General features: G+C 63.2%; 18 protein-coding genes. 7 read left to right on the forward strand and 11 right to left on the reverse strand.

Going from position 1 to position 21,915, the window contains the following annotated elements; all coding sequences use genetic code 11:
- Nucleotides 1-58: 58 nt before the first annotated feature.
- Nucleotides 59-481 carry a hypothetical protein gene (locus EUA06_RS16595; RefSeq protein ID WP_129477844.1) on the reverse strand — a complete coding sequence of 141 codons (423 nt, stop codon included), beginning with the start codon at nt 479-481 and terminating at the stop codon, nt 59-61.
- A gap of 637 nt (nt 482-1,118) precedes the next feature.
- Between EUA06_RS16595 and EUA06_RS16600 the strand changes: the two genes are divergently transcribed.
- The 4 genes from EUA06_RS16600 to EUA06_RS16615 all read left to right on the forward strand — a co-directional run bounded on the left by EUA06_RS16600 (nt 1,119) and on the right by EUA06_RS16615 (nt 5,125).
- Entirely contained in the window at nt 1,119-2,075 is a 957-nt protein-coding gene (locus EUA06_RS16600; RefSeq protein ID WP_129477846.1) for an IS481 family transposase, read from the forward strand.
- A gap of 563 nt (nt 2,076-2,638) precedes the next feature.
- Nucleotides 2,639-2,974 carry a hypothetical protein gene (locus tag EUA06_RS16605; protein ID WP_129477848.1) on the forward strand — a complete coding sequence of 112 codons (336 nt, stop codon included), beginning with the start codon at nt 2,639-2,641 and terminating at the stop codon, nt 2,972-2,974.
- Between the two features lie 1,326 nt (nt 2,975-4,300).
- Nucleotides 4,301-4,585 carry a hypothetical protein gene (locus EUA06_RS16610; RefSeq protein WP_129477850.1) on the forward strand — a complete coding sequence of 95 codons (285 nt, stop codon included), beginning with the start codon at nt 4,301-4,303 and terminating at the stop codon, nt 4,583-4,585.
- 105 nt (nt 4,586-4,690) lie between these two features.
- Nucleotides 4,691-5,125 carry a hypothetical protein gene (locus tag EUA06_RS16615; protein ID WP_129477852.1) on the forward strand — a complete coding sequence of 145 codons (435 nt, stop codon included), beginning with the start codon at nt 4,691-4,693 and terminating at the stop codon, nt 5,123-5,125.
- Between the two features lie 987 nt (nt 5,126-6,112).
- Here EUA06_RS16615 and EUA06_RS23415 read toward each other — a convergent pair.
- On the reverse strand, nt 6,113-6,514 hold the full coding sequence (locus tag EUA06_RS23415; protein ID WP_129477854.1) for a response regulator: 402 nt from the start codon (nt 6,512-6,514) through the stop codon (nt 6,113-6,115).
- Between the two features lie 672 nt (nt 6,515-7,186).
- On the opposite strand from EUA06_RS23415, the gene EUA06_RS22530 reads away from it, so the two are divergent.
- Nucleotides 7,187-7,576 carry an SDR family oxidoreductase gene (locus EUA06_RS22530; protein ID WP_165354424.1) on the forward strand — a complete coding sequence of 130 codons (390 nt, stop codon included), beginning with the start codon at nt 7,187-7,189 and terminating at the stop codon, nt 7,574-7,576.
- Between the two features lie 29 nt (nt 7,577-7,605).
- Nucleotides 7,606-8,286, forward strand: a complete 681-nt coding sequence (locus tag EUA06_RS16625; RefSeq protein ID WP_165354425.1) for an HAD family hydrolase — start codon at nt 7,606-7,608, stop codon at nt 8,284-8,286.
- 468 nt (nt 8,287-8,754) lie between these two features.
- On the opposite strand, the gene EUA06_RS16630 is transcribed toward EUA06_RS16625, so the two are convergent.
- From EUA06_RS16630 to EUA06_RS16640, 3 genes are all read right to left on the reverse strand, one after another.
- A complete protein-coding gene (locus EUA06_RS16630) occupies nt 8,755-9,522 on the reverse strand; it encodes an alpha/beta hydrolase (protein WP_165354426.1) in 768 nt (255 codons plus the stop codon).
- Nucleotides 9,523-9,686: 164 nt separating this feature from the next.
- Entirely contained in the window at nt 9,687-11,090 is a 1,404-nt protein-coding gene (locus EUA06_RS16635; protein ID WP_129477860.1) for a glutamine synthetase family protein, read from the reverse strand.
- Complete coding sequence (locus tag EUA06_RS16640; protein WP_129477861.1) at nt 11,087-12,718, reverse strand: flavin-containing monooxygenase; 1,632 nt, start codon at nt 12,716-12,718, stop codon at nt 11,087-11,089. The genes EUA06_RS16635 and EUA06_RS16640 overlap by 4 nt, the downstream gene beginning before the upstream one ends.
- A gap of 264 nt (nt 12,719-12,982) precedes the next feature.
- Between EUA06_RS16640 and EUA06_RS16645 the strand changes: the two genes are divergently transcribed.
- The gene (locus EUA06_RS16645; RefSeq protein WP_129477863.1) at nt 12,983-13,723 is read left to right on the forward strand and encodes a FadR/GntR family transcriptional regulator; all 741 of its coding nucleotides are present in this window, start codon (nt 12,983-12,985) and stop codon (nt 13,721-13,723) included.
- Nucleotides 13,724-13,877: 154 nt separating this feature from the next.
- Here the strand turns inward: EUA06_RS16645 and EUA06_RS16650 are convergent, their stop codons facing one another.
- The 6 genes from EUA06_RS16650 to gcvP are packed head-to-tail and all read right to left on the reverse strand — an operon-like array spanning nt 13,878 to nt 21,896.
- Nucleotides 13,878-15,251: an L-serine ammonia-lyase gene (locus EUA06_RS16650; protein WP_129477865.1), complete on the reverse strand. Its 1,374-nt coding sequence runs from the start codon at nt 15,249-15,251 to the stop codon at nt 13,878-13,880.
- Nucleotides 15,248-16,177 (reverse strand): lipoyl synthase, encoded by a 930-nt coding sequence (gene lipA / locus EUA06_RS16655; protein ID WP_129477867.1) that lies wholly within the window; start codon nt 16,175-16,177, stop codon nt 15,248-15,250. The genes EUA06_RS16650 and lipA overlap by 4 nt, the downstream gene beginning before the upstream one ends.
- 16 nt (nt 16,178-16,193) lie before the next feature.
- Entirely contained in the window at nt 16,194-17,465 is a 1,272-nt protein-coding gene (gene glyA, locus EUA06_RS16660) for a serine hydroxymethyltransferase (protein ID WP_129477869.1), read from the reverse strand.
- Nucleotide 17,466: 1 nt separating this feature from the next.
- The gene (gene gcvH, locus EUA06_RS16665) at nt 17,467-17,841 is read right to left on the reverse strand and encodes a glycine cleavage system protein GcvH (RefSeq protein WP_129477871.1); all 375 of its coding nucleotides are present in this window, start codon (nt 17,839-17,841) and stop codon (nt 17,467-17,469) included.
- A gap of 60 nt (nt 17,842-17,901) precedes the next feature.
- The gene (gene gcvT, locus EUA06_RS16670) at nt 17,902-19,017 is read right to left on the reverse strand and encodes a glycine cleavage system aminomethyltransferase GcvT (protein WP_129477873.1); all 1,116 of its coding nucleotides are present in this window, start codon (nt 19,015-19,017) and stop codon (nt 17,902-17,904) included.
- Entirely contained in the window at nt 19,014-21,896 is a 2,883-nt protein-coding gene (gene gcvP / locus EUA06_RS16675; protein WP_129477875.1) for an aminomethyl-transferring glycine dehydrogenase, read from the reverse strand. The genes gcvT and gcvP overlap by 4 nt, the downstream gene beginning before the upstream one ends.
- Nucleotides 21,897-21,915: the final 19 nt, after the last annotated feature.

Genomic DNA, 21,915 nt, shown 5'->3' on the forward strand with positions numbered 1-21,915 from the left:
GAATACGAGTTGATCATGAAGCCCGCTGCCACCCAGGCGGCCTAACCCCGACTGTCACCTATCCGTGCAGCAGACCCTTGTGGTCAAGTTTGAGAGCCGACCCTGCGGACACACTGAGGACGATCTGGTGGTTCGGCAGGACAAAACAGACATAGCGATTGATGAAGCCCAGCCCGTCGGGGTCCACCGACTTGTGTGCGGCCGTGTTCATCAGTGCGGTGGCGAGGTCATCGATGCTCGGCAGGCACTCCGTGACGTCTAAGCGAAACTGCGAGCGCAGTTCTTGGGCCGCCCCGTGCAGATCTGCTGCCGCCGCTTCGGCGCCGGTTCGGCCGCTCGACGAAGAGTTCCTGCCAATGAGCAACAGGCTTCGACCCGAGCCGAGCATGGCTCGTAGGTCCTCAGGCGCTTGTTCCCAGGAAGGCAACTGCGCGGGTGGACTCAGGTAGTGGGTAACTACGCGCTCGTTCGTGTCGCTCATGAGGTTTGTCCTTCCACGGCCTTGCCGGACGGGGTGAACGAGTCAGAACTCGGTTCTGCATCAAAGGACGACGCCGCGATGCTGTCGCACCAACACGTCTCATCCACGGTGAGGGACAGTTGGGGGACGTTGTCGTCGGACGTGGCGACGATCAACCGGGGCGGGCAGCAAGTGCTCATGTTTACTCCTGAGGTCGGGGGTGTTCAGGAGTAGGAATCGACGGTGCTGGTCGAACCTGTAGGCCTCGTGACAGATTTTTTGAGGGCATCCCGCCACATGACGAGTGGGCCACCGTCGTCCAGGGTCCTGGCTGCCCGGGGGGCACCGAGGTTCCCAACGGACCGCCCTTGGCCGAGTGCGCACGCGATGCAGACGTGGGCTTGCTGCCGAGCTGGGCCGTTGGAGCGTCACTCGCCAGTGGTGCCTCAACGGCTCATCGACTCGAATGGCCCCGTCGATCCGCTGGCACATGCCCTCTGTGCAACACATGGAGGCGCATCCGAACTCGCCAAGGACCTTGACGCATGCCCTAGTTGTACTCAGCAGAGACGTTGGTGACAGTGCGGGTCTTGTGAACGAGGAGAACCTCCCGGCTTAGTGGAGATGTCTAAGTCATCCGCTCGCCCAGGAGGTCCTCGTGGCCCACGCTAACGCTCGTCTCAACCTGCACGGTCGCCGTCTGCTGGTCTCCCGCGTGATCGAGGACGGCCGACCAGTCGCACACGTCGCCAAGGAGCTCGGTGTCTCCCGCCAGTGCGCACATCGCTGGGTCGCCCGATTCCGCGCTGAAGGCGAGGCCGGTCTGCTCGATCGTTCTTCTCGTCCACACCGGTGCCCACGGCGCACCCCAACACGTGTCGAGCAACGAGTGCTCGAGCTGCGTCGTGCTGAACGCCGCGGGCAAGATTGGATCGGCCCCGAACTCGGCATCGCACCGCGCACCGTCGGCGCGATCCTGCGCCGCCACGACGTGCCGCGATTGGTCGAGTGTGACCCGCTCACCGGGGAAGTCATCCGCGCATCCAAGACCACCGCCTTGCGCTACGAACGCTCAGCGCCCGGCGACCTGGTTCACATCGACGTCAAGAAGATCGGCCGGATCCCACCCGACGGCGGATGGAAAGCACACGGACGTGCAGAACGCCCAGGGAACAAACGCGGCCTGGGCTACGACTACGTCCATGCCGCTGTCGACGACCACTCCCGGCTCGCCTACGCCGAGATCCTCGATGACGAGAAAGGCACCACCTGCGCCGGCTTCCTGATCCGCGCGGCGGAATTCTTCGCCAGCCACCGCGTGACCATCAGGCAGGTGATCAGCGACAACGCGAAGAACTACATCATCTCGGCCGACTTCGCCGCCGCGATCGCAGCGATCGGCGCCCAGCACCTGACCATCCGCCCGCACTGCCCATGGCAGAACGGCAAGGTCGAGCGCTTCAACCGCACCCTGCAAGTTGAGTGGGCCTACCGGCAGATCTTCACCAGCAACGACGAGCGGACCGCGGCACTTGAGCCATGGCTGAAGTTCTACAACACTCGACGACGCCACTCAGCCATCGGAGGACTACCCCCGATCAGCCGACTGTCATGAACCTGTCAGCCGAGTACACCTAGTCGCAGCACGGCACCGTTCCAAGGGTTCAAGCAAACTGCAACTCGCCGCAATGACGCTTGGGGTTTCTCCGGAAGGCCGCCAACACGTTCTGGCTGGACTCCCGCATCAGTCCCTTACCTAGCCTCTGACTGGGCGGGCTACTCCGGACTGTCACGCCGGTACTACGCCGGTCGATCATCGTCGACCCACCAACGCGAACTCGAACTGCTCCGGCCACCTAGCGGCCGCCGGCGGACCCCCGTCCGAAGTCTGACCCCTTAAACCTTGGCGATGTCCTCACCAGCAGCGGATAGAACCGCACGCAGCTCCATCAGGCGGGCTGGATTGGCGGACTCACGCACGCCCGGGAAGCGACGGTTGCTCAACGGGGCGCCACGCCACGCCTCACCCCCGGTCCCACTCGTCGTACGCCACACCGAACAACGCAGGCTCGCTCCAACAACTCGTAAGCTAGCTCGCCCAGGCCAGCGCGAACGAGGTCAGGAACGCAGCGGGGCGCCTGGACCAAGCTGTCGCCGGAGCCGTTCTAACCTTGGGCCATGTCCCTCTACTTCACGGCGACAGTCGACGTACCCCTACCCGGCGAACCGGACGACTTGGTCGACCTGCAGCACGCTATGTACGACGCCGCCCTGGCATCCCACGGAGGAAACGACCCGTCCCTCGGCGCGTACACGCACTTCGAAGATGGCTACCTACAAGTCACATTCGTGGTGGAGGCGGATGACGAAGTCGAAGCCCTACACAAGTCACGCTCGCTAGTGACAGGTGTTCTGTCGGATCACGGGGAGTTGCCGCCCGAGCCAAGCGGCTCAGTAGAACTTGCCGACGGGCGTGACACATTCGACGCGATCACCGAAGCCTTAGGCGAGTAACCGCGGGCCACTCCGTGGCGACCCAGTTTGAGACACGCGCGCCCGCTCCCCTGCCGATTGCGGTGTGCCTCCTCTTCAACCGGTATACAGGCGCGACATCGCGCGCTCGTTGTTCCCATCGGAGGCAGCCGACGGTTTCCGCAGTAACGCTATCAGAGCTACTGCGCAACCTGGCGCGTAGCACGGCATACCGATACGGTCACCCGCCTGCAGACCAGGATGGCGAACCCTTCATCCCGGACCCTGGCAGTTCCGAGCCCGCGTCCGTCTCGGCATTGGCTCCGATCCGCTTCCAGCAAGGTTGAACAGTCGCCGCGCCCCGTGCGGGGGAGCAACCGGCTCGCCAAAGCCCTGCTGCTCACATGGATCGCCGCCACCGTCGCCATCACTGCCGGTGGTGCTGCCTGGGCAATCTCTCTTCTCCAGATTGAGGACGACCAACAGCCTCCCAAGCCGACGACGTCGTCAAACGGGCGCGACAACTGCTCCCTGGTGCGCGACAGTGGCGTCTCAATCTCGACCTGTATCCGCGGTGCGTTGGGCACCAGGGTCGGGACCGCTTACGAACCTCCCGCGGTGCCAGTCGGCAACCGTGCGTGCCTCACGCAGCAGCTTGCCCTCCCAGGTGGTGCCGTGCAGTTGCTTGGGGCTCGCTCGACCGCCTCGGCCAGGCGGTGAAGCGCTGTCACGACCTGGGCCGGCAACTGATGTTGCAACGACCCGCCCGCTAGCGACGGGCCGGAACCCCCCGTGGACGGAGCCGTCGTCGTATATGGCTGCTGGAGTTCGACCCCGGCAGCACTTGGGCGGGTTCACTTTTACGGGTCACTCGGCACCGCTCGCAGGTAGCCGGAGGACGCCCCCGGCCAGTCGTCGGTTCCAAGACGGTGTCGCAACAACAGCAGTACTGGGTGCCGTCCACCGCGAGCCGTCGGCGTAACAACAACGTCGGGACGTCGATGGCGGCGGGCGCCAACGGCGTCGGTGCCGACCCGGAAGGGTGGAGAGCCAGGTCGAACCTGACGCCGGACGCCAACAACGACCTACCTCCCAAGCACTTAGACGACGCTCAACGATCAGCTTATTTCATGACGGGCCGAGGGTTCGAAGCCCCCGAGAACCGGTTTTGACGCTTACGCCGTTCGTGATGCATGAAGCCGAGTTCGTGACGGGCACGAACGACGGCCACGTCCGTGACCTGTCCATCTCAAAAGCCACTCTTCAACCGTTCCACTTCGGCAGCAGGACGCCGATAGCTAGACCGACGTGCTGTCACGTGCGGTCCACCAGGGTCGAACGCCAACCGAAACACCAAGGAGATCCACCATGACCATCCCCATCATGCCCTTCTCGCAGGCCCTCAAGCCCCTGACCGGGGCGCGTGAAATTGGCCGCCTGCTCCTCATCGCCGAGAGCATGGCGACGAACCACTTCGAGGCGGGCCGCATCGCCGAAGGAGAAGCGCTCGCACTCGAAATGGAGGAGTTCCACACCTCCATGCAGGACCTGTCGGAGGCAGAAGTGCGCTCCGCCCTGGAGGGCGCAGTCGCGTGGGCACGCTTCAAGGTCGACCTGGCGCGAGGGGCAGCCCTGGAAGCCGCTCAGGCCTGACTTCCGGTCTGCCACGCCAAACGAACATGCGGCGCGGGGCCCACCCTCACCGGTGAGCCCCGCGCCACCCCCTCCTCAAACCAAGACTCACTCAAAGGAACACCCATGCTCGAAATCACCGGCACCACCCACCAGCCAAGCAGCATCGCCCAACACCGCGTCGACCACTTCAGCGGACTCGCCCTGGCCATCGATGCGAACGCGACCCTCCCGATTGACAACCTCTTGAGGACGGACTGGGTTCTGCGGAACAACTACGAGGCGTCCCAAGCACGCGCCTTCGGCGCCTGCTGGTGGACGCACATGACGACCGGCTACTCGTACTTCTTGAACCAGTCATTCCTGGCGGCACTCGAACCATCAGTCGACGCGTCTCTGTCTTTCGAGGACTGCATCTCAGGACTACGAGACGTCCTCAGCCACCTCCAGTCGCTCTCGGGCGACGACCATCACCACGCCACAGACGGGATGAGCCTGGCCCGCGCCCGCGCTCGCTTCACGGCCTCCGATGTCAACGGGACTCGTCCCACACAGGAATAGGGGCGTCCGGCAACCGCGTCAGTACCCTCAGGTGCGCTGGACGAATCGCGCCAAGCACCGCGCCCTGCGGCACATAGCAGCAGTTGCTGAGCTCGCAGCGACCACGTGCCGTCCAGCCGCATCCAGGTCCACCAAGCGCGTTCCTGACGGGCGCGGGTTGGCGTGGTGCGGCTCTGGCGTCCGTTCGACCGGGATGCGGCGAAGTTCCGTCCAAGTCATAGGACGCGACCTGTCTAGGTTGCACGCCACACTCATGCCTGCCGGGCTCAACTGCGAACGGCAGCACCTCCCACTACTCAGAGCTTGAGCGAAACCCTCGTCAGTCACCCGGGTCGCAGCACCGTCTAGGCAAAGAACTGACGGGACCGCTCAAACGTGCCGATTCAGTTACAGAAAAGCCAAGCGGGGAGCTGGCCATCTCCTAGTCCTCCTCGATGACGGGTCCATCTACTATCGGCACAGTAGGGCCGGCAAGGGCGGCAAGGTGGAGCAGATGCGACCGCCCGCATGGCGAGTGACGCAAGGTCGATAGCAGGCAATCGGCGCCGCGGCTGTCGTTACCTACAGCCACACCACGCGCAGCTTCCGACGACTCCCGTCGTGGCGGAGCGCGAAGCCACCTTCGCATTGATTTGGAACACGAGATCTGGCTTGTCGACGCCTCCGATCTTGCACCAGGAAGGGCCGTCGCTGCCTCAGCGGAGAGGACCGCGGGCGTCGCCGGTGTCACCGAGTTGCCGCTCACTGAAAAGTCGCACGCCGAGCCCATTCCGACCATTCCGATTGGGTCTTGCAGCCCGGAGGCACCGGACGTCCCATCGCATCAAGACTTCTCTCCCTTGCGCTCACACGCACGGCGTCATTCTGGCCGAGACGGGCGCCCTCCGTCGTTACGTCTACAGACGACCGGGTGGGTCAGCATGCAGTGGCGCCCGAGGAAGGCGTGCGGACTGGGTATTGATCGGCCGGCACGCCACCTTTCTTTTCCTACGACTCCGACAACGGTCTGTCCTGCGGAATCACAGGGCGCGCGTCCCGCGGAAGGTACGCGCAACCTTTGTCGTTGGGGCGCGGCGTGCTGGTGATTTCGGAGATGAGGGCGGTGAGGTGGTGTCGTCGAAACGGTTTGGTCAGGACCGTTGTGACTCCAAGCTCTTGCAGCGCGCCGCGTTTGTCGCCAGCCCAGGCGCTTACGACGACCGTTCGCAGACCTTGGGCTCGGTCGGGGTGGTTGCTCAGCCACCGCACGACGCCTTCGCCGTTCATGCGGGGCATCGAAAGGTCGAGGAGCATGACGTCGTAGCGTCGCGCGGAGAGCGCTCCGACGGCCTCGAGGCCGTCGCACGCTTCGTCAGCGGCGTGTCCAGCGGACTCGACCATACGAACCATGAGTTCACGAAGCTCGTGGTGTCGTCGACCACCAAGAAGCGCAGCTGCCCGAGTGTCTGACCCACTCGGGGAACGCTAATGGCACCGTTGTGACCACCCTGTGATCGACGGAGAGTTGGTTGCCGAGGACCTGCTTCACGGCCGATGCTGTGTTCGCGACCGGCTCTCGTACTGCTGTCCGAGAAGCAGAACTCCCGTACTGGTTGGTAGCCGAACTGGATAGAATGATCGGGCGGGCGAACACCCTGGTTGGGTTCGAGGTCGCCGCGATCAGCATCGCCCGTGATGACCACACCTTGGAAATGATCGCCGTCGCCGGCAGCACCCAGGCGCGTGATGAGTTGTTGGGTCACCGCATCCCAATCTCGGACATCGAGCCAACGTGTGCGCGAGAAGGTTCCTGCGTTGCTCGTCGAGGTGCGCCGTGGTGGAGAGGTGGCCGGCACCTCTCCACCGCGGCGCATGACCACATTAAGGTCAGCGCTGACCCGACAGCATTCCCTGAGTCGGTCCACACCTACGTGCCGCGCAGCGCTGGCTCACGGGTAGCGCCACCTGCGGAGGGGCAACAGTTGATAGGCTCCCAAAAGACTAGACTATTTACTGGAGCGCATCGACATCAATACCTTCCAAAGCCATAAACATCTTCGTCGCAATCGAGGAGCAGGCAACATGATCACCCAACTGCAGGATCGCGTCGCCCTTGAGGCCGGCCCGGCCATCGGCACGGAAATCGCCGAAGAAGCTGCGGTCATCACTGGCGAGCTAGCCTCTGCGGCTCGTAAGGCAGCTGCTGCCGATGAAGGATGGACGTGCTTCGCGCCCATGAACGGCACGAAGAAGGACAAGGTAGACAACCTTCTCGAGACCGCACCTCGCCACGGCGACAGCGTTGGTATTGCTTTCGGCACCGCCCGCTTCGGCCCGCTCGAGGACGTCTCGACTATCGACACCTACCTCGGCCCCAACTCACTCTTGGCCATGGAGGGCTCATCCTCGATGCCAACAGCTTTCCTCATCGACGGCGACATCTCGGCGCCCTACGTAACGGCGGTGCTGTGATGCCAACTACCGACCCCAGCCGCCCATCGGTGAAGGACATAGTCAACGACTGGAGCAGACGAACACACCGTGCTGTCATCTTCGACTTCAACGGCACCCTCTCTGACGACGAGTCCATACTGCTGAGCAGCTTCACCGATCTCTTCCGCAAGTACCTCGGGTGGCAGATGACTCCGGAGGAATACTCCGAACGGCTACTTGGACACAGCGACCGCGAAATCGTCGAAACCGCAGTTCGCACGCATGGCGGCGGCGACTCGGTCCTGGTTGACCAGCTGCTGGCGAGGCACGGAGACCGCTACAAGAAGCTAACAGCAGAACGTTCTCCGATCACCGATTCGGCTGCGGAACTGGTGGCACACCTAGCGCGCCTCGAGGTTCCTATGGCGATCGTGACAGGCGCACAACGTGACGACGTCCTTGGGGTCTTGAACAGTTGTTCGACCGGCGAGTACATCGACTTGTTCGTCACGGAGGAAGACGTCGAGCACGGCAAGCCTAACCCCGAGGGGTTCCTCAAAGGTGCGGCGCTACTGGGTGTCGAACCCCAAGACGTTCTTGTGTTCGAGGACTCCGTCCCGGGTATCCAAGGCGCGCTTGCCGCCGGAATGCGCTGCATTGCCGTCACCGGGGAAAACCCTCGTCCTCAAGTGCTTGCTCGGGGCGTCGCGACCACCCGGCGCCTAAGCGCCGACCTGTTCGATGGTTGAGCGGACGAAGAAGAGCGACCACGTTCGAGTTGCTACTGAAGGGTCGGTCAACTGCAACGGGCACGTGCGTTCAGATTCTGTCTCTCGTCTTGTGCGTGGATAACCCTCCGTCTCCTCGAGGCAACAGGTTGATCGCCGACGCCTCAATTGTTGTCGCCGCGCGTTCTTATCTACCCGGGGAAGATCAATCACACAGGCAGGGCGCTGATGCCGCCTGGAGCCGCTGTCAGCACGGCCTGAGGCGACGCCGTTTCGGATCGTGACGACGGCGCCGAGACGGGCATTGATCTGCTTTCAGTCGACGCGTTGCGGCAGAAGACTCGCTGCGCAGTTTTCGGACTCGGCGAGATCTTGTGCTTCATGCGCCGATGCGACCTCCCTCTCGGGCACCGTTTGATGGGCGTTGACTTCTTTTCATACCTGACGCTTCGTCGAAGACCGCTGCGGCGTAGCACCTTCGCAGGTTGTTCACGCGCGTTCGTCGAGCAACGCCCGTTGGAGGGCGTCGGCTGCTTGCCCTAGAGCAGTCCTCCCGGTCTCGAAAGCGCCTGGGAACTGGGCGAACCCATGGATGCTGCCGGGATGCAGGTGCACGGTCACTGGCACATGCGCTGCCTGAAGTGCCTCGGCGTAGCGCAGTCCCTGCGGCGCAATCGGGTCGCATTCGGCAACGACGACGACAGCTTCCGCGAGCCCCCGCAGGTCGGCGCAGTCAAGAGGTGAGCTCTCCGCACGATGCCGATCAGTATCGTTCGGCAGGTAGTGGTCCTGGTGCGACGCCAACTCTTCCCGCGATAAAACGAGGCCCTCGTACTGCGGGTCAATGCCGACGCTGAGGTCGGTCGTAGTGACCGGGTAGAACAGCAATTGCAGACGAAGCGGCACGCCCATCGCGCGTGCCCGGATGGTCAACGCAGCGGCGACGTTCCCGCCGGCGCTGTCGCCCGCCACAGCCAGGCGGTCGATGTCAAGGTCATGTTCCCCGCCATGCCCTCGGACCCATGACAGCGCTGCTTCGGCGTCGTCGACAGCTGCGGGGAAGGGGTACTCGGGTGCGAGCCGGTAGCCCACGCTGAGCACAGCGCATCCGCTTCTCAGGGCCAACTCACGACACATCTGGTCGTGCGTGTTGATGCTGCCGACCACCCAACCTCCCCCGTGAAAGAACAACACGACGGGCAGGGCGCCTTCCGTCGGTCGGTAGAGCCGCGCCTGCACGCGCGAATTGACCGCCACGTCCCGAACATCGGACACCGGTAGCGGTGCTTCGCCGGTTCGCGCACTCTCTCGCTCATAGCAATCGCGGGCCCGCGCCGGCGACATCAGATGCAGGCTCGGCCGGGCGCGGTCGGCTGCCTCATCAAGAGCCGCAGCGGCTTCACGGCCGGGTACTGCCGGCACTACAGCGCCTCGAGGTAGCGGGCCACTTCCCAGTCAGTGACTGCGATCGACTGGGCCTTCAGCTCCGCACGCTTCATGGCGAGGAAGTGGTCAATGAAATCCTCGCCGAGCCACTCGCGAGCGACGGCGCTCGCGTCCAGAAGGTCCAGGGCTTCCCCCAAGCTGGTGGGCAGCAACGGCACCTGCTCGGCTGGCTGCGCGTAGATGTCAATACTGGTCAGTCCTGGTGGCTCCAGCTTGTTGTGCACCCCATGGAGCCCACCGGCCAGGAGGGCAGCCGTGGCGATGTAGGGGTTGGCGTCAGCTCCCGGCTGACGGTGCTCAAGTCGGGTGCCGTTCTCGCCTTCGCAGATCGCTCGCACGCCAGCGGAGCGATTATCGATGCCCCAGGTGGCGGTAGTACCCGCCCAGGAATAGGGGACATAGCGACGGTACGAGTTCGGCGTCGGCGCCATCAATGCCGTGAACTCCGCCATCGTGCTGAGTACACCCCCCGCGAAGTGCCGCATAGTCGCAGAGATCTGGTGGGGCTGATCCGGGGCAAAGAAGGCCCCGCCGTCCTCCTTGTCTCGCAGGCTGACGTGAATATGACAGCTGTTGCCCGCCCAGGCTCCGTTGGGTTTCGCCATGAAAGTGGCAAGGAGGTCGTGCTGGGCAGCGACCTCTTTGACTGCGGACTTAAAGAGAAAGGCATCGTCGGCGGACTTCAGACTCTGGTCGTACTGCAGGGTGATTTCGAACTGTCCCGGACCCGTCTCGGGGTTACACGCCTCGATCGGCAGCCCGTACTCCAGCATGCGCTGGCGAATAATGGCACCGATCGTCTCCTGGTGGGATCCCAGGACGACGCCGTAGGTGCTGGGCGCCTCCTGCAAAGGAACTAGTTCGTCAGCACGTTTGAGATGTTTAGTGCCGACTTTCTCCTTGAGCAGGTAAAACTCCAGCTCCAACGCGCTCATCGGCTCGAATCCCATCGAGCGAGTGCGTTCAACGACACGGCGTAACACGCTCCGGGGCGAGATCGGGACGTGTCCACCATCGTGGGGCAGATGCCAGTCAGCGAGGAGCAGTGCCGTGTCCTCGTGCCAGGGAACTAGGCGCAAGGTCGCCGGATCGACCTTCGCGAAGATATCGGGGTAGCCAAGCCGCTCAGTCGGGAAGTACCCATTGAGTCCCTGTGGCTTGGCGACAAGGCCGGACTCGTCGACGTGCATCACCCAAAAAACATCACAGAGCGGCATGCCGTGTTCAAGCATGCGGGACAATTGGCCGGTCGGCATCCGCTTGCCGCGCATGACGCCATGTGTATCGCATCCGCCCACGATGACGGTGCGGACTCCGTGCCGCTTGAGGCAGGCGATCAGGTCGGGGTCCTTCTGCAACTCATCTTGAAGGTTGATCATGCGTCGACTTCCTTCTTGGCCGAACTGGAGCCGCTCAACATGAAGCCGGCGTAGCCGCGGGCAGCGACGTCCTCGACCTCGCGTCGGTACCGGCCGCAGCCTGCAACGTACGGCATGAATGTGCGTGGCTTGCCGGGAATGTTCGCTCCGACGTACCAGGAGTTGGCTTCGGGGTAGAGAGTGTTGGCAGCGAGGTCGGCGACGTGCTGCGCCCATTGATCCTCAGCGTCCACCGATGCTTCGATGCGGTTCATCCCGTTCCCGCTCAAGTGTTTCAGGCAGTCCGTGATCCAATCCACGTGCTGCTCGATGGAGACCACCATGTTGCTCAGGACTGAGGGGCTGCCCGGGCCAGTGATCATGAACAAGTTTGGGAATCCGGCGGTCTGGATGCCGAGGTAGGTACGCGGCCCGTGGACCCACTTGTCGGTGAGGAGATGGCCCCCGACACCGCGAATCTCGACTTCCGTCAGCGCCCCGGTGATGGCGTCGAAACCGATCGCGAAAATGATGGTGTCGACGTCGATCTGGCGGTCACGAAGCTGGATGCCCGCCGTGGTGATCTTCACCAACGGGTTCGAGCGGACGTCCACAAGTTCGACATTGTCGCGGTTGTAGGTCTCGAAGTAGCCGATGTCCGTACAGGTTCGTTTTGTGCCGATGTGGTGACTAGGACACAACATTGTCGCCACGTCCTGATTGCGGATTACTGAACGGATTTTCTCCCGAGCGAAGTCTTGCGCGACTTTGTTGGCCTCCTCACTTGTGAAGAAGTCAGTGAAACCCGAGGACAGCGCGCTGATACCTCCCCGCTGCCAACCCTGCTCAAACCGCTGCCGGCGCTCCTCGGGTGTGGCCTGTGCTGTGGACTTGTCTGGCGCATCCACCGGCACGCCGCTCTCGGAGAGTTCGCAAACGCGGCGCCGTTCACGCCAGTCCGCGGTCAGCTCGCGCCACTCATCGTCGCTCAGCGGACGGTTGTGCGCAGGCATGCTGTAGTTCGGTGTCCGTTGGAGAACGTACAACTGGTCGGCGTCCTCCGCGACCTGGGGGATCGTCTGAATACCCGACGAACCCGTTCCTACGACGGCGACCCGCTTTCCGGTCATGTCCACCGGCCGGTGCGGCCAGCGGCCGGTGTGGAACCACTCCCCCGCGAACTCTTCTAGGCCCAGAATTTCTGGCTGCTTGACGGACGACAGGTTGCCGGTCGCCATGACGACGTAGGTCGCGATCAGTGACTCAGCGTTGTCGCAGGTGACGTGCCATGCACGTTGCGCCTCGTCCCACGTAGCCGACACCACACTGGTGTTGAAAGAGATCTGTTTGCGTAGGTCGAACCTGTCCGCCACGTGCTCGAGGTAGCTGAGAATCTCGGGTTGGGCAGCGTACCGCTCGCTCCAACGCCACTCCTGGACGAGTTCGTCGTCGAAGGAGTAGCAGTAGTCAATGCTCTCGATGTCGCAACGGGCACCGGGGTAACGATTCCAGTACCAGGTCCCCCCGACGTCGTGCGCACGCTCGATAACCTGGACGCTCATGCCGAGCGCACGCAGTCGGTGCAGCATGTAAAGCCCCGAGAAGCCTGCTCCCACGACCACGACATCGAGTTTCCTCGTCGGTTCCATCAGAGTCCTTTCGAGTGACGACGGCGGTGCTGCCGGGAGCTCAGGTCCCCGACGGGGCCTGCAAGGCGAATAGACCTCATCGAGTCCCTCTAACGAGATAGCCGACGAGCGTATAGGGACGGTATGTTTCACCCGTCCTTAGCAGCGCCGCTCGGGGAATGGCCTCGGACTCGGGGCCCACATGTCGGCGGGATCAGCCCGGCATCGTTGGTGCGGTTTGCATACCATGGGACCTTAGGGGGTCGGACGAGTAAGGTGCAAGCGATGTCACATGACGATTTTCTCGTGGCCCCGCTTCATACGCCGCCCGCATACGCGGCCGTCGCGGCGAGGATCCAGCGCGCCTTGACCTTGGGTCTGCTGGTTCCAGGAGACCGGCTTCCAGCCGAGCGGGCGCTTTCCGAGGGTATGGGCGTGTCCCGGGTGACAGTCCGTGAAGCGCTGCGAGTCCTGCAGGGCCAGGGCTTGTTGGTGACCACACGTGGTAGCGGCGGAACATCAGTGGCACCCAACATCGACGGTCTGCGACGCGCGGATTCCAGACATGAGGAAAAAGTCCGTGAAGTCTTCGAGTTGCGATTGGCCCTGGAGTCCACGGCCGCACGACTAGCGGCCGAACGCCACCTGGAAGTGGATCTCGATGAGTTGACCGCTTGCCAGGCTGCTATGGCGACAAGCACTGACGTACACAGTTTCCGTAGGGCAGACTCGCAGTTCCATCTGACCGTCGCCCGAATGAGCGGCAACCACCTCCTCCGACAGGCGATCGAAGACGCCCGAGCGGTGGCCTTCTCCACGCTTGATCGGCGCTCATTTACACCGCTGCAGCGATCATCCATCCATGACCATGCCGCTGTACTGCAGGCTATCGAGCGACGCGAACCACCAGCTGCGGCTGACGCGATGACGCTTCACATCGCGCGGGCTCGTGCTGAGGTGGAAACGATCCTGAGCGACACCGGGCAGGAACCTGCTCCGGATCGCAATGGAGAGCGCACCACCTGATTTCTCAAGCGCACCAAAATGCAAGTAGTCGCCTTGAGCGCACCCCGAACCTGACAACGCTAGCCCACAAAAACACCATACGCGGCATTCACTGCTGTTGAGTGGACGAACCGCTTGGTGGGCTCAATCAACACCGGTGTTTCGCTGGTGCTTGTTAGCATTCGATCAGATTGACCGCGAGGCCGCCACGCGAGGTCTCCTTGTACTTGGAGAGCATGTCACGGCCCGTCTCACGCATCGTCCGGATCGCTTTGTCCAGACTCACTTTATGGGAACCGTCTCCGCCCAAAGCAAGCCGTGCCGCGTTGATGGCCTTGACCGAGGCGATCGCGTTGCGCTCAATGCACGGGATCTGCACCAGGCCGCCGATGGGGTCACACGTCAGTCCTAGATTATGCTCGATGCCAATTTCGGCGGCATTTTCTACCTGTTCAGGAGTTCCGCCCAGCACCTCACACAGAGCCCCAGCAGCCATGGAGCAGGCCGACCCGACCTCGCCCTGGCAGCCTACCTCGGCCCCGGATATGGACGCATTCTCTTTAAACAGGATGCCGACGGCCGCAGCTGTGAGCAGGAAGCGAACAATCCCATCGTCGTCCGCGCCAGGCACGAACTGGACGTAGTAGTGGAGCACAGCGGGGACAATCCCCGCCGCGCCGTTCGTCGGTGCGGTGACAATGCGTCCACCAGCAGCGTTCTCCTCATTCACGGCCAAGGCAAAAAGGTTCACCCAGTCCATCACTCTCAAGGGGTCACCGGATCCTCGCCCGCTCGAGAGGTCACGGTGCAAGTCTGGCGCTCGCCGGGGCACGTTGAGCCCGCCGGGGAGGACGCCCTCTCGGCGGCACCCTGCCTCCACAGAAGCCGCCATTACCGACCACAAATTAAGTAGACCCTGACGGATCTGCGCCTCGGTGCGCCACGCCAACTCGTTGGCCAGCATCACGTCGCTGATGCTCAGGCCCTCACGCGCGCAGATGGACAGGAGTTCTCGGCCGGTGGAGAAGGGAAAGCGGACGGGGGTCGAATCTGGCACCACGCGGTCGGCGCCTGTTGCGCTTTCGTCGACGACGAAGCCGCCGCCCACGGAGTAGTACGTGCGCTCGGCCACGATGGACCCGCCAGCGTCGTAGGCCTCAAAGGTCATTCCGTTGGGATGCGCAGGCAGTGACTTGCGTCGGTGCAGCACCAAATCTGTCTTCGAATTGAAAGGAATTCTGTGCGTGCCAGCAAGCGTGATCACCCCGTCGTCGTTGTTGCGGGCGACTCGGGCATCAACGGCATCTGTGTCCACCTCGGCCGGGTCTTCACCCTCCAAACCCAGGATGACGGCCTTGGGCGAGCCGTGACCGCGACCAGTGGCCCCGAGAGAGCCAAACAGCTGGGCCCGTACTCGCCTGACGTCACCCAACGTCCCCGTGGCCACGAGATCATCGACGAACCGTTTGGCGGCCCGCATAGGGCCGACCGTGTGTGAGGACGAAGGTCCGATTCCGATGGAGAAAAGGTCGAACGCACTGAGTGTCATCGATCGTTCCTCCGGTTTATGGCCAAGTTGTACAGGCGACCCGCACGGTAGGACGAACGGACCAGCGGACCGGACAGGGCGCCGGAGAAGCCGATCTGGTCGGCCTCGTCCTTGAGCTCGACGAACTCCTGCGGCTTGACCCACCGCTCGACGGGGTGGTGGCGCAGCGAGGGGCGGAGGTACTGCGTGATCGTGATCAGCTCGCAGCCGGCGTCGTGAAGGTCACGCAGTGCCTGGCTGATCTCCTCGCGGGTCTCGCCCATGCCGAGGATCAGGTTGGACTTGGTCACCAGGCCGAAGTCGCGCGCCTGGGTGATGACGTCGAGGGACCGCTCGTAGCGGAAGGCGGGACGGATCCGCTTGAAGATCCGCGGGACGGTCTCGACGTTGTGGGCCAGGACCTCGGGGCGCGACTCGAAAACCTCGCGCAGCAGGTGCGGCTCGCCGTTGAAGTCGGGGATGAGGTTCTCCACGCCGGTGCCCGGGTTGAGCTCGTGGATCGCGCGCACGGTCTCGGCGTACAGCCAGGCGCCACCGTCGGGCAGGTCGTCGCGCGCGACGCCGGTGATGGTGGCGTACTTCAGCTCCATCTTCTGCACCGACTCCGCGACCCGACGGGGCTCGTCACGGTCGAGCGGCTGCGGCTTGCCCGTGTCGATCTGGCAGAAGTCGCAGCGGCGGGTGCACTGGTCGCCACCGATGAGGAAGGTGGCCTCCTTGTCCTCCCAGCACTCGAAGATGTTCGGACAGCCTGCGGACTGGCACACCGTGTGCAGGCCCTCGGACTTCACCAGGCTCTGCAGCGCGGTGTACCCCGGTCCCATCTTCGCCCGGGTCTTGATCCACTCCGGCTTGCGCTCGATCGGGGTCCCGGAGTTGCGCACCTCGAGCCGCAGCAACTTACGCCCCTCCGGCGGGAGGTTCATAGTTGCGCTAGTCATCCTAGAGCTCCGGGTACAGCGGTCGAGCGGCCGCTAGGTTGATTACGCGGTCACGTAACCGGTTCGCCACCTTGTCGTCGAACGCTGGCACCAGCGACCCGGCGATGATGTCACCGACCTCCGCGAAGTCCTGCTCCGTGAACCCCCGCGTAGCGAGCGCTGGGGTGCCGATACGCAGCCCTGAGGTGACCATCGGCGGGCGGGGGTCGAATGGCACGGCGTTCCGGTTCACAGTGAGTCCAATTGAATGGAGCCGGTTCTCGGCCTCCTGACCATTGAGCTCCGACTCACGAAGGTCTACAAGCACCAGGTGGACCTCGGTGCCTCCTGTGAGCACCGATACCCCGGCCTCTGCCATGCCTGGAGCAGCCAGCCGATCGGCAATGATGCTTGCACCCAGCAGGGTGCGGATCTGTCGGTCGCGGAACTCTGGCGACGCCGCCATATTAAAACCCACGGCCTTCGCCGCGATGACGTGCTCAAGAGGCCCACCTTGTTGGCCGGGGAATACGGCGCTGTTGAGTTTCTTTGCCAGATCCGCATGATTGGTCAGAATGACACCACCGCGGGGCCCGCCCAGCGTCTTGTGGGTGGTGGTGGTCACGACATCGGCAAAAGGCGTGGGGTTGGGATGCTGGCCAGCCGCGACGAGGCCGGCGAAGTGGGCCATGTCGACCATGAGATACGCGTCCACCTCATCGGCGATCTTGCGAAAATGGGCGAAGTCCAGGTGGCGCGGGTAGGCCGACCAACCGGCTACGATCAGTTTCGGCCGATGTTCCACCGCCAATCGCTGTACTTCCTCCATGTCCACGCGGTAGGTAGTGTCGTCGACGTGATAGGCCGCGACGTTGTACAGCTTGCCTGAGAAGTTGAGGCGCATGCCGTGAGTGAGGTGTCCGCCATGTGCCAAGTCCAGACCGAGGATGGTGTCACCCGGCTGGAGCAGGGCGGCCATGGTGGCGGCGTTGGCCTGGGCGCCAGAATGGGGCTGAACGTTGGCGTGCTCCGCGCCGAACAGCTCCTTTACTCTCGAGATGGCGAGCTGCTCGATGGTGTCGACGTGCTCGCATCCCCCGTAGTAACGCCGTCCGGGGTAGCCTTCCGCGTACTTGTTCGTCAGGACCGACCCCTGAGCCTCCATCACCGCAACGGGTGCGAAATTCTCGCTTGCGATGAGTTCCAGGGTGGACTGCTGACGGTCTAGTTCCGCTCGGATCGCGGCGTGAACTTCCGGGTCGTAGGACGCCAAAGACTCGTTGAGCATGGTCATTTCAGCCCTCGGTCGTAAGTTTGTCGTAGGCCGTGGCATCCAGCAGTTGGGCTTCGCCCTCTAAGCGCATGACGAAGAGCCATCCGGTACCAAACGGGTCGTCGTTAAGCAGTTGCGGGTTGTCCACCACCGCCTGGTTGATCTCGACAACTTCTCCGTTAGCAGGAGCAAAGAGATCGCTGACGGACTTCGTGGATTCAAGCTCGCCGCAAGGCTCGCCAGCAGAAAGTTTGCTGCCGATGGCCGGGAGCTCGATGAACACGACGTCGCCGAGGGCTTGGGATGCGTAAGCGGTCACTCCGACGCGCGCGTTGTCGCCGTCGAACCTGAGCCACTCGTGCTGATCGGTGTAGCTGAGGTCAGTTGGGATGGTCATAGGAATCTCCTGCAAGCTAGTAGTTGTCTGCCCGGGTGGGTTCGTGCCACGACACGCGCATCAGCGATCGCGTCGGTAGAACGGAAGCTTGACCACTTCGACTTGCTCGGTCCGCCCGCGGACGTCAATTTCAAGTTTGGTGCCTGGTTCTACGTCATCTGCGTCGACGATCGCCATGGCAACTGCATGCCCGAGGGTCGGCGACGGGACACCGCTGGTAACGGTCCCAATTCGCTCACCGGTGCCGGGCCGGAGCACGGCATGTCCGGCTCGCGGTGCGCGCCTCCCGACACTAGCCAGACCGATCAGACGGCGAGCACGGTCGACGTCACGGGCTTCTAAGAGCGCCGCAGCACCGACACTGCCGCCGGGCTTGTCGTGCACAACCACCTTTCCGACACCGACGTCAAACGGAGTTAAATGAGAGGTCAGCTCCTGACCATAAAGTGGCATACCCGCCTCGAGCCGAAGAGAGTCACGGCACGCAAGCCCAGCGGGAACCAGCCCATGCGGGCTGCCCAGAACGGCGAACTCCGACCAGATCTCAACGGCAGCGTCCGCCGCGCAGTACACCTCGAAGCCGTCCTCGCCGGTATACCCGGTACGGGCCAGCAGCACATCATGCTTACCCACCCTGGCTCCAGCGACCGAGTAATAGGGGAGACCCGACACGTCATCCCTGGTCGCCTCGGCGACAATCAGCGCCGACGAGGGCCCCTGGACCGCGATCAGGCCCCACTCCGCGGAGGCGTCGCGAACCTCGCTCGTGTAACCGCTTGCCCGTGCCACCAGCTCCTCGTACACCGTCCGCACATTGGCGGCATTGGCAACAACCATGAACTTCTCTTGAGTGAGTCGGTACACGATGAGGTCGTCGAGGATGCCGCCGTTGGCGGAAACCAGCATGGAGTAGCGGCCCTGACCAACCTGCATGCGTGACGGCATACTGACCAAGGCGTAGTCGAGGGCGGCTCCGGCCTCGAGGCCACTCAACTCGAGTTCACCCATGTGGGACAGATCGAACATCCCCGCCGCGCGTCGGACCGCGTGGTGTTCTGCGACTTCAGACGTGTACTTCAGCGGCATAGACCAACCGGCGAAGTCTGTAAGCGTCGCGCCGAGTTGCCGATGAATGTCATGCAGCGGTGTGGTCCTTGCCGCTAGAGGCGACGTCATGCCGAAGCTCCCTGTGGTCCCACAGCCGCATACGCTTCAGGGGGCGGGCAAGAGCAGACAAGGTTCCTGTCACCATGCGCGTTCTCGATGCGCCCCACGGGGGGCCAGTACTTGTCGGGATCCACGCCGGCCGGGAACGCGCCGACTGTTCGCGGGTACGAGCGCCCCCATTGACCCACGAGATCCGCCAAGGTGTGCGGCGCGTGGCGCAGCGGACTCTCCTCCACCGACCAGGTGCCCGCGGCTACCTGCTTTATCTCGGCTGCAATTGCGATCATCGCATCACAGAACCGGTCGATCTCCGCGAGGCTCTCAGACTCGGTCGGCTCGATCATCAGCGTGCCCGCGACGGGGAAAGACATCGTGGGGGCGTGGAAGCCGTAGTCGATCAGCCGTTTGGCGACATCCTCGACGGTGACCCCGGTCTTCGCAGTGGCGGGTCGGATGTCGACGATGCACTCGTGTGCGACCAACCCATCTTCGCCGGTGAACAGAATTGGGAAGTGTGACGCCAGTCGATGGGCGACATAGTTCGCGTTCAGCACGGCAACGTGGCTGCACTCGGTTAAGCCAGAGCCACCCATCATCCGGATGTACGCCCACGGGATGGGAAGGATCCCGGCTGACCCGTAGGGAGCAGCGCTGATGCTTCCGTGGTTCGCGCGACGATCGGCGTCTGGATGTAAGGGGTGGGTCGGCAGATACGGTACTAGGTGTTCCGCTACCGCGACCGGCCCGACCCCGGGTCCCCCTCCACCATGGGGGATGCAAAAAGTCTTATGCAGGTTCAGGTGGGAGACGTCTCCTCCGAACTCGCCGGGTTTGGCGATACCAAGTAGGGCGTTGAGATTTGCCCCATCCACGTACACCTGTCCCCCGTGCGCGTGCACGACGTCGCAGAGTTGGGTGATGCTGTCCTCGTAGACACCATGCGTCGACGGGTAGGTCACCATGATGGCGGCCAGGTTGTCAGTGTGCTCGATACACTTTTTCTCCAGCTCCCCCAAGTCGATCGTGCCATCGTCGTGAGAACCCACGACAACGACTCGCATCCCCGCCAAGACCGCGGACGCCGCATTCGTCCCGTGCGCGCTAGAAGGGATCAAGCAGATATCACGCTGCTCGTCTCCGCGATCCCGGTGCCAACCCCTAATGGCCAAAAGTCCGGCTAACTCCCCCTGCGAGCCGGCGTTGGGCTGAATTGACACCGCGGCATACCCGGTAATTTCGGCCAACCACCCCTCCAATTGGCGCACAAGCTCGGTGTATCCGGGGGCGTCCTCGGCGGGGGCGAACGGATGCAAGTTCGCGAAGCCGGGCAGGCTTATCGGCTCCATCTCGGTCGTCGCATTCAGTTTCATAGTGCATGAACCCAGCGGAATCATGCCTCGGTCCAGCGCAAAGTCGCGAGCCGAAAGGCGACGTAGGTACCGCAGCATCTCGGTCTCTGAACGATAGCTGTGGAAAACCTGATGAGTGAGGAACGGACTCTCGCGCCGCAGTGTCGAGGGCATGGCATCGGGTTTCCCCTGATCCATCACGTCGACCTGCTCAAGGGTGCTGAACGCCTCAAGTACCAGGTCCACGTGTGAGCTGGTGGTGATCTCGGAGCAACTGACTCCGACGTGGTCGGAATCCACCCCCCGCAGCCGTAGGCCCTTAGCGGCCGCGGCCGCAAGCACCTCGTCGGCATGGCCCGGGACGCGCACCAGCAAAGTATCGAAGTAAGCGCCATGTACGACCGGGATACCAACTTCTCGGAGCCCGCTTTCGATGGCGTTGGCATGGGCGTGGACCCGTTCCGCGATTCGTCTCAGCCCGACAGGGCCGTGGTAGACGGCGTACATGGAAGCTACGACGGCCAGCAGCACTTGGGCGGTGCAGATGTTGGAGGTCGCCTTGTCGCGACGGATGTGCTGCTCTCGCGTTTGCAGCGACAGGCGGTAGGCGGGCTTCCCGTCGCTGTCCCGAGAGACACCTACCAATCGTCCGGGAAGGTGACGTTGCAACCCGTCACGCACCGCGATGTAGCCGGCGTGAGGGCCACCGTAGAACAACGGCACCCCGAAGCGCTGGGTTGATCCGACCGCAATATCGGCGCCGCACTCTCCCGGCGAGAGAAACATGGTCAGGGCCAAAAGGTCGGCGGCGATGGTGACTAGGGCGCCGCGGTCCTGCGCGCTGCGCACGAGGTGCCGGTGGTCACGCACCGCTCCGGAGGCGCCGGGATAGGAGAGAACAAGGCCGAAGAAGTCATCCTTCGGCAGCGGCTGGGTAACGTCGACTTCGACGATCTCCACTCCAACTGCGTTGGCGCGTGTCCGAAGAATGTCGAGGGTTTGCGGCAACGTGTCCGTGTCGACCAGCACCTTGCTGGACTTTGACGTCGATCCCCGGCGCATGACCATAACGGCCTCCGCCACTGCAGTGGACTCGTCCAAAAGGGAGGCATTGGACATGGGCAGACCCGTCAGATCGCCGACCATCGTCTGGAAGTTCAGCAGCGCCTCAAGTCGGCCTTGGCTGACTTCGGGTTGGTAAGGGGTGTAGGCCGTGTACCAGGCCGGATCCTCAAGCACGTTGCGCCGGATCACCGCTGGGGTAAGCGATGGGTAATAGCCGAGACCGATCATTGGCACCGAAACGACATTGCTTCCCGCAAGGGTCGCCAGTTCTTCGGCCGCTTCGGCCTCCGTTGCCGGTTCCGGCAGACGAAGACCGGTGGTGGTGCGGATTTTCCCAGGGACAGCCGTGTCGATCAAACTGTCCATATCCGGAAAACCGATCTCGGCGAGCATTTTGGCGCGACTTTCGGCGTCAATACCGATGTGACGACCAACAAAACCGCGGTCGTAGTCGTCTGCATTCAACGATGTCATAGCAGAGGCTCCTGGTCCT

The sequence above is a fragment of the Nocardioides glacieisoli genome, assembly GCF_004137245.1.
GTDB lineage: Bacteria > Actinomycetota > Actinomycetes > Propionibacteriales > Nocardioidaceae > Nocardioides > Nocardioides glacieisoli.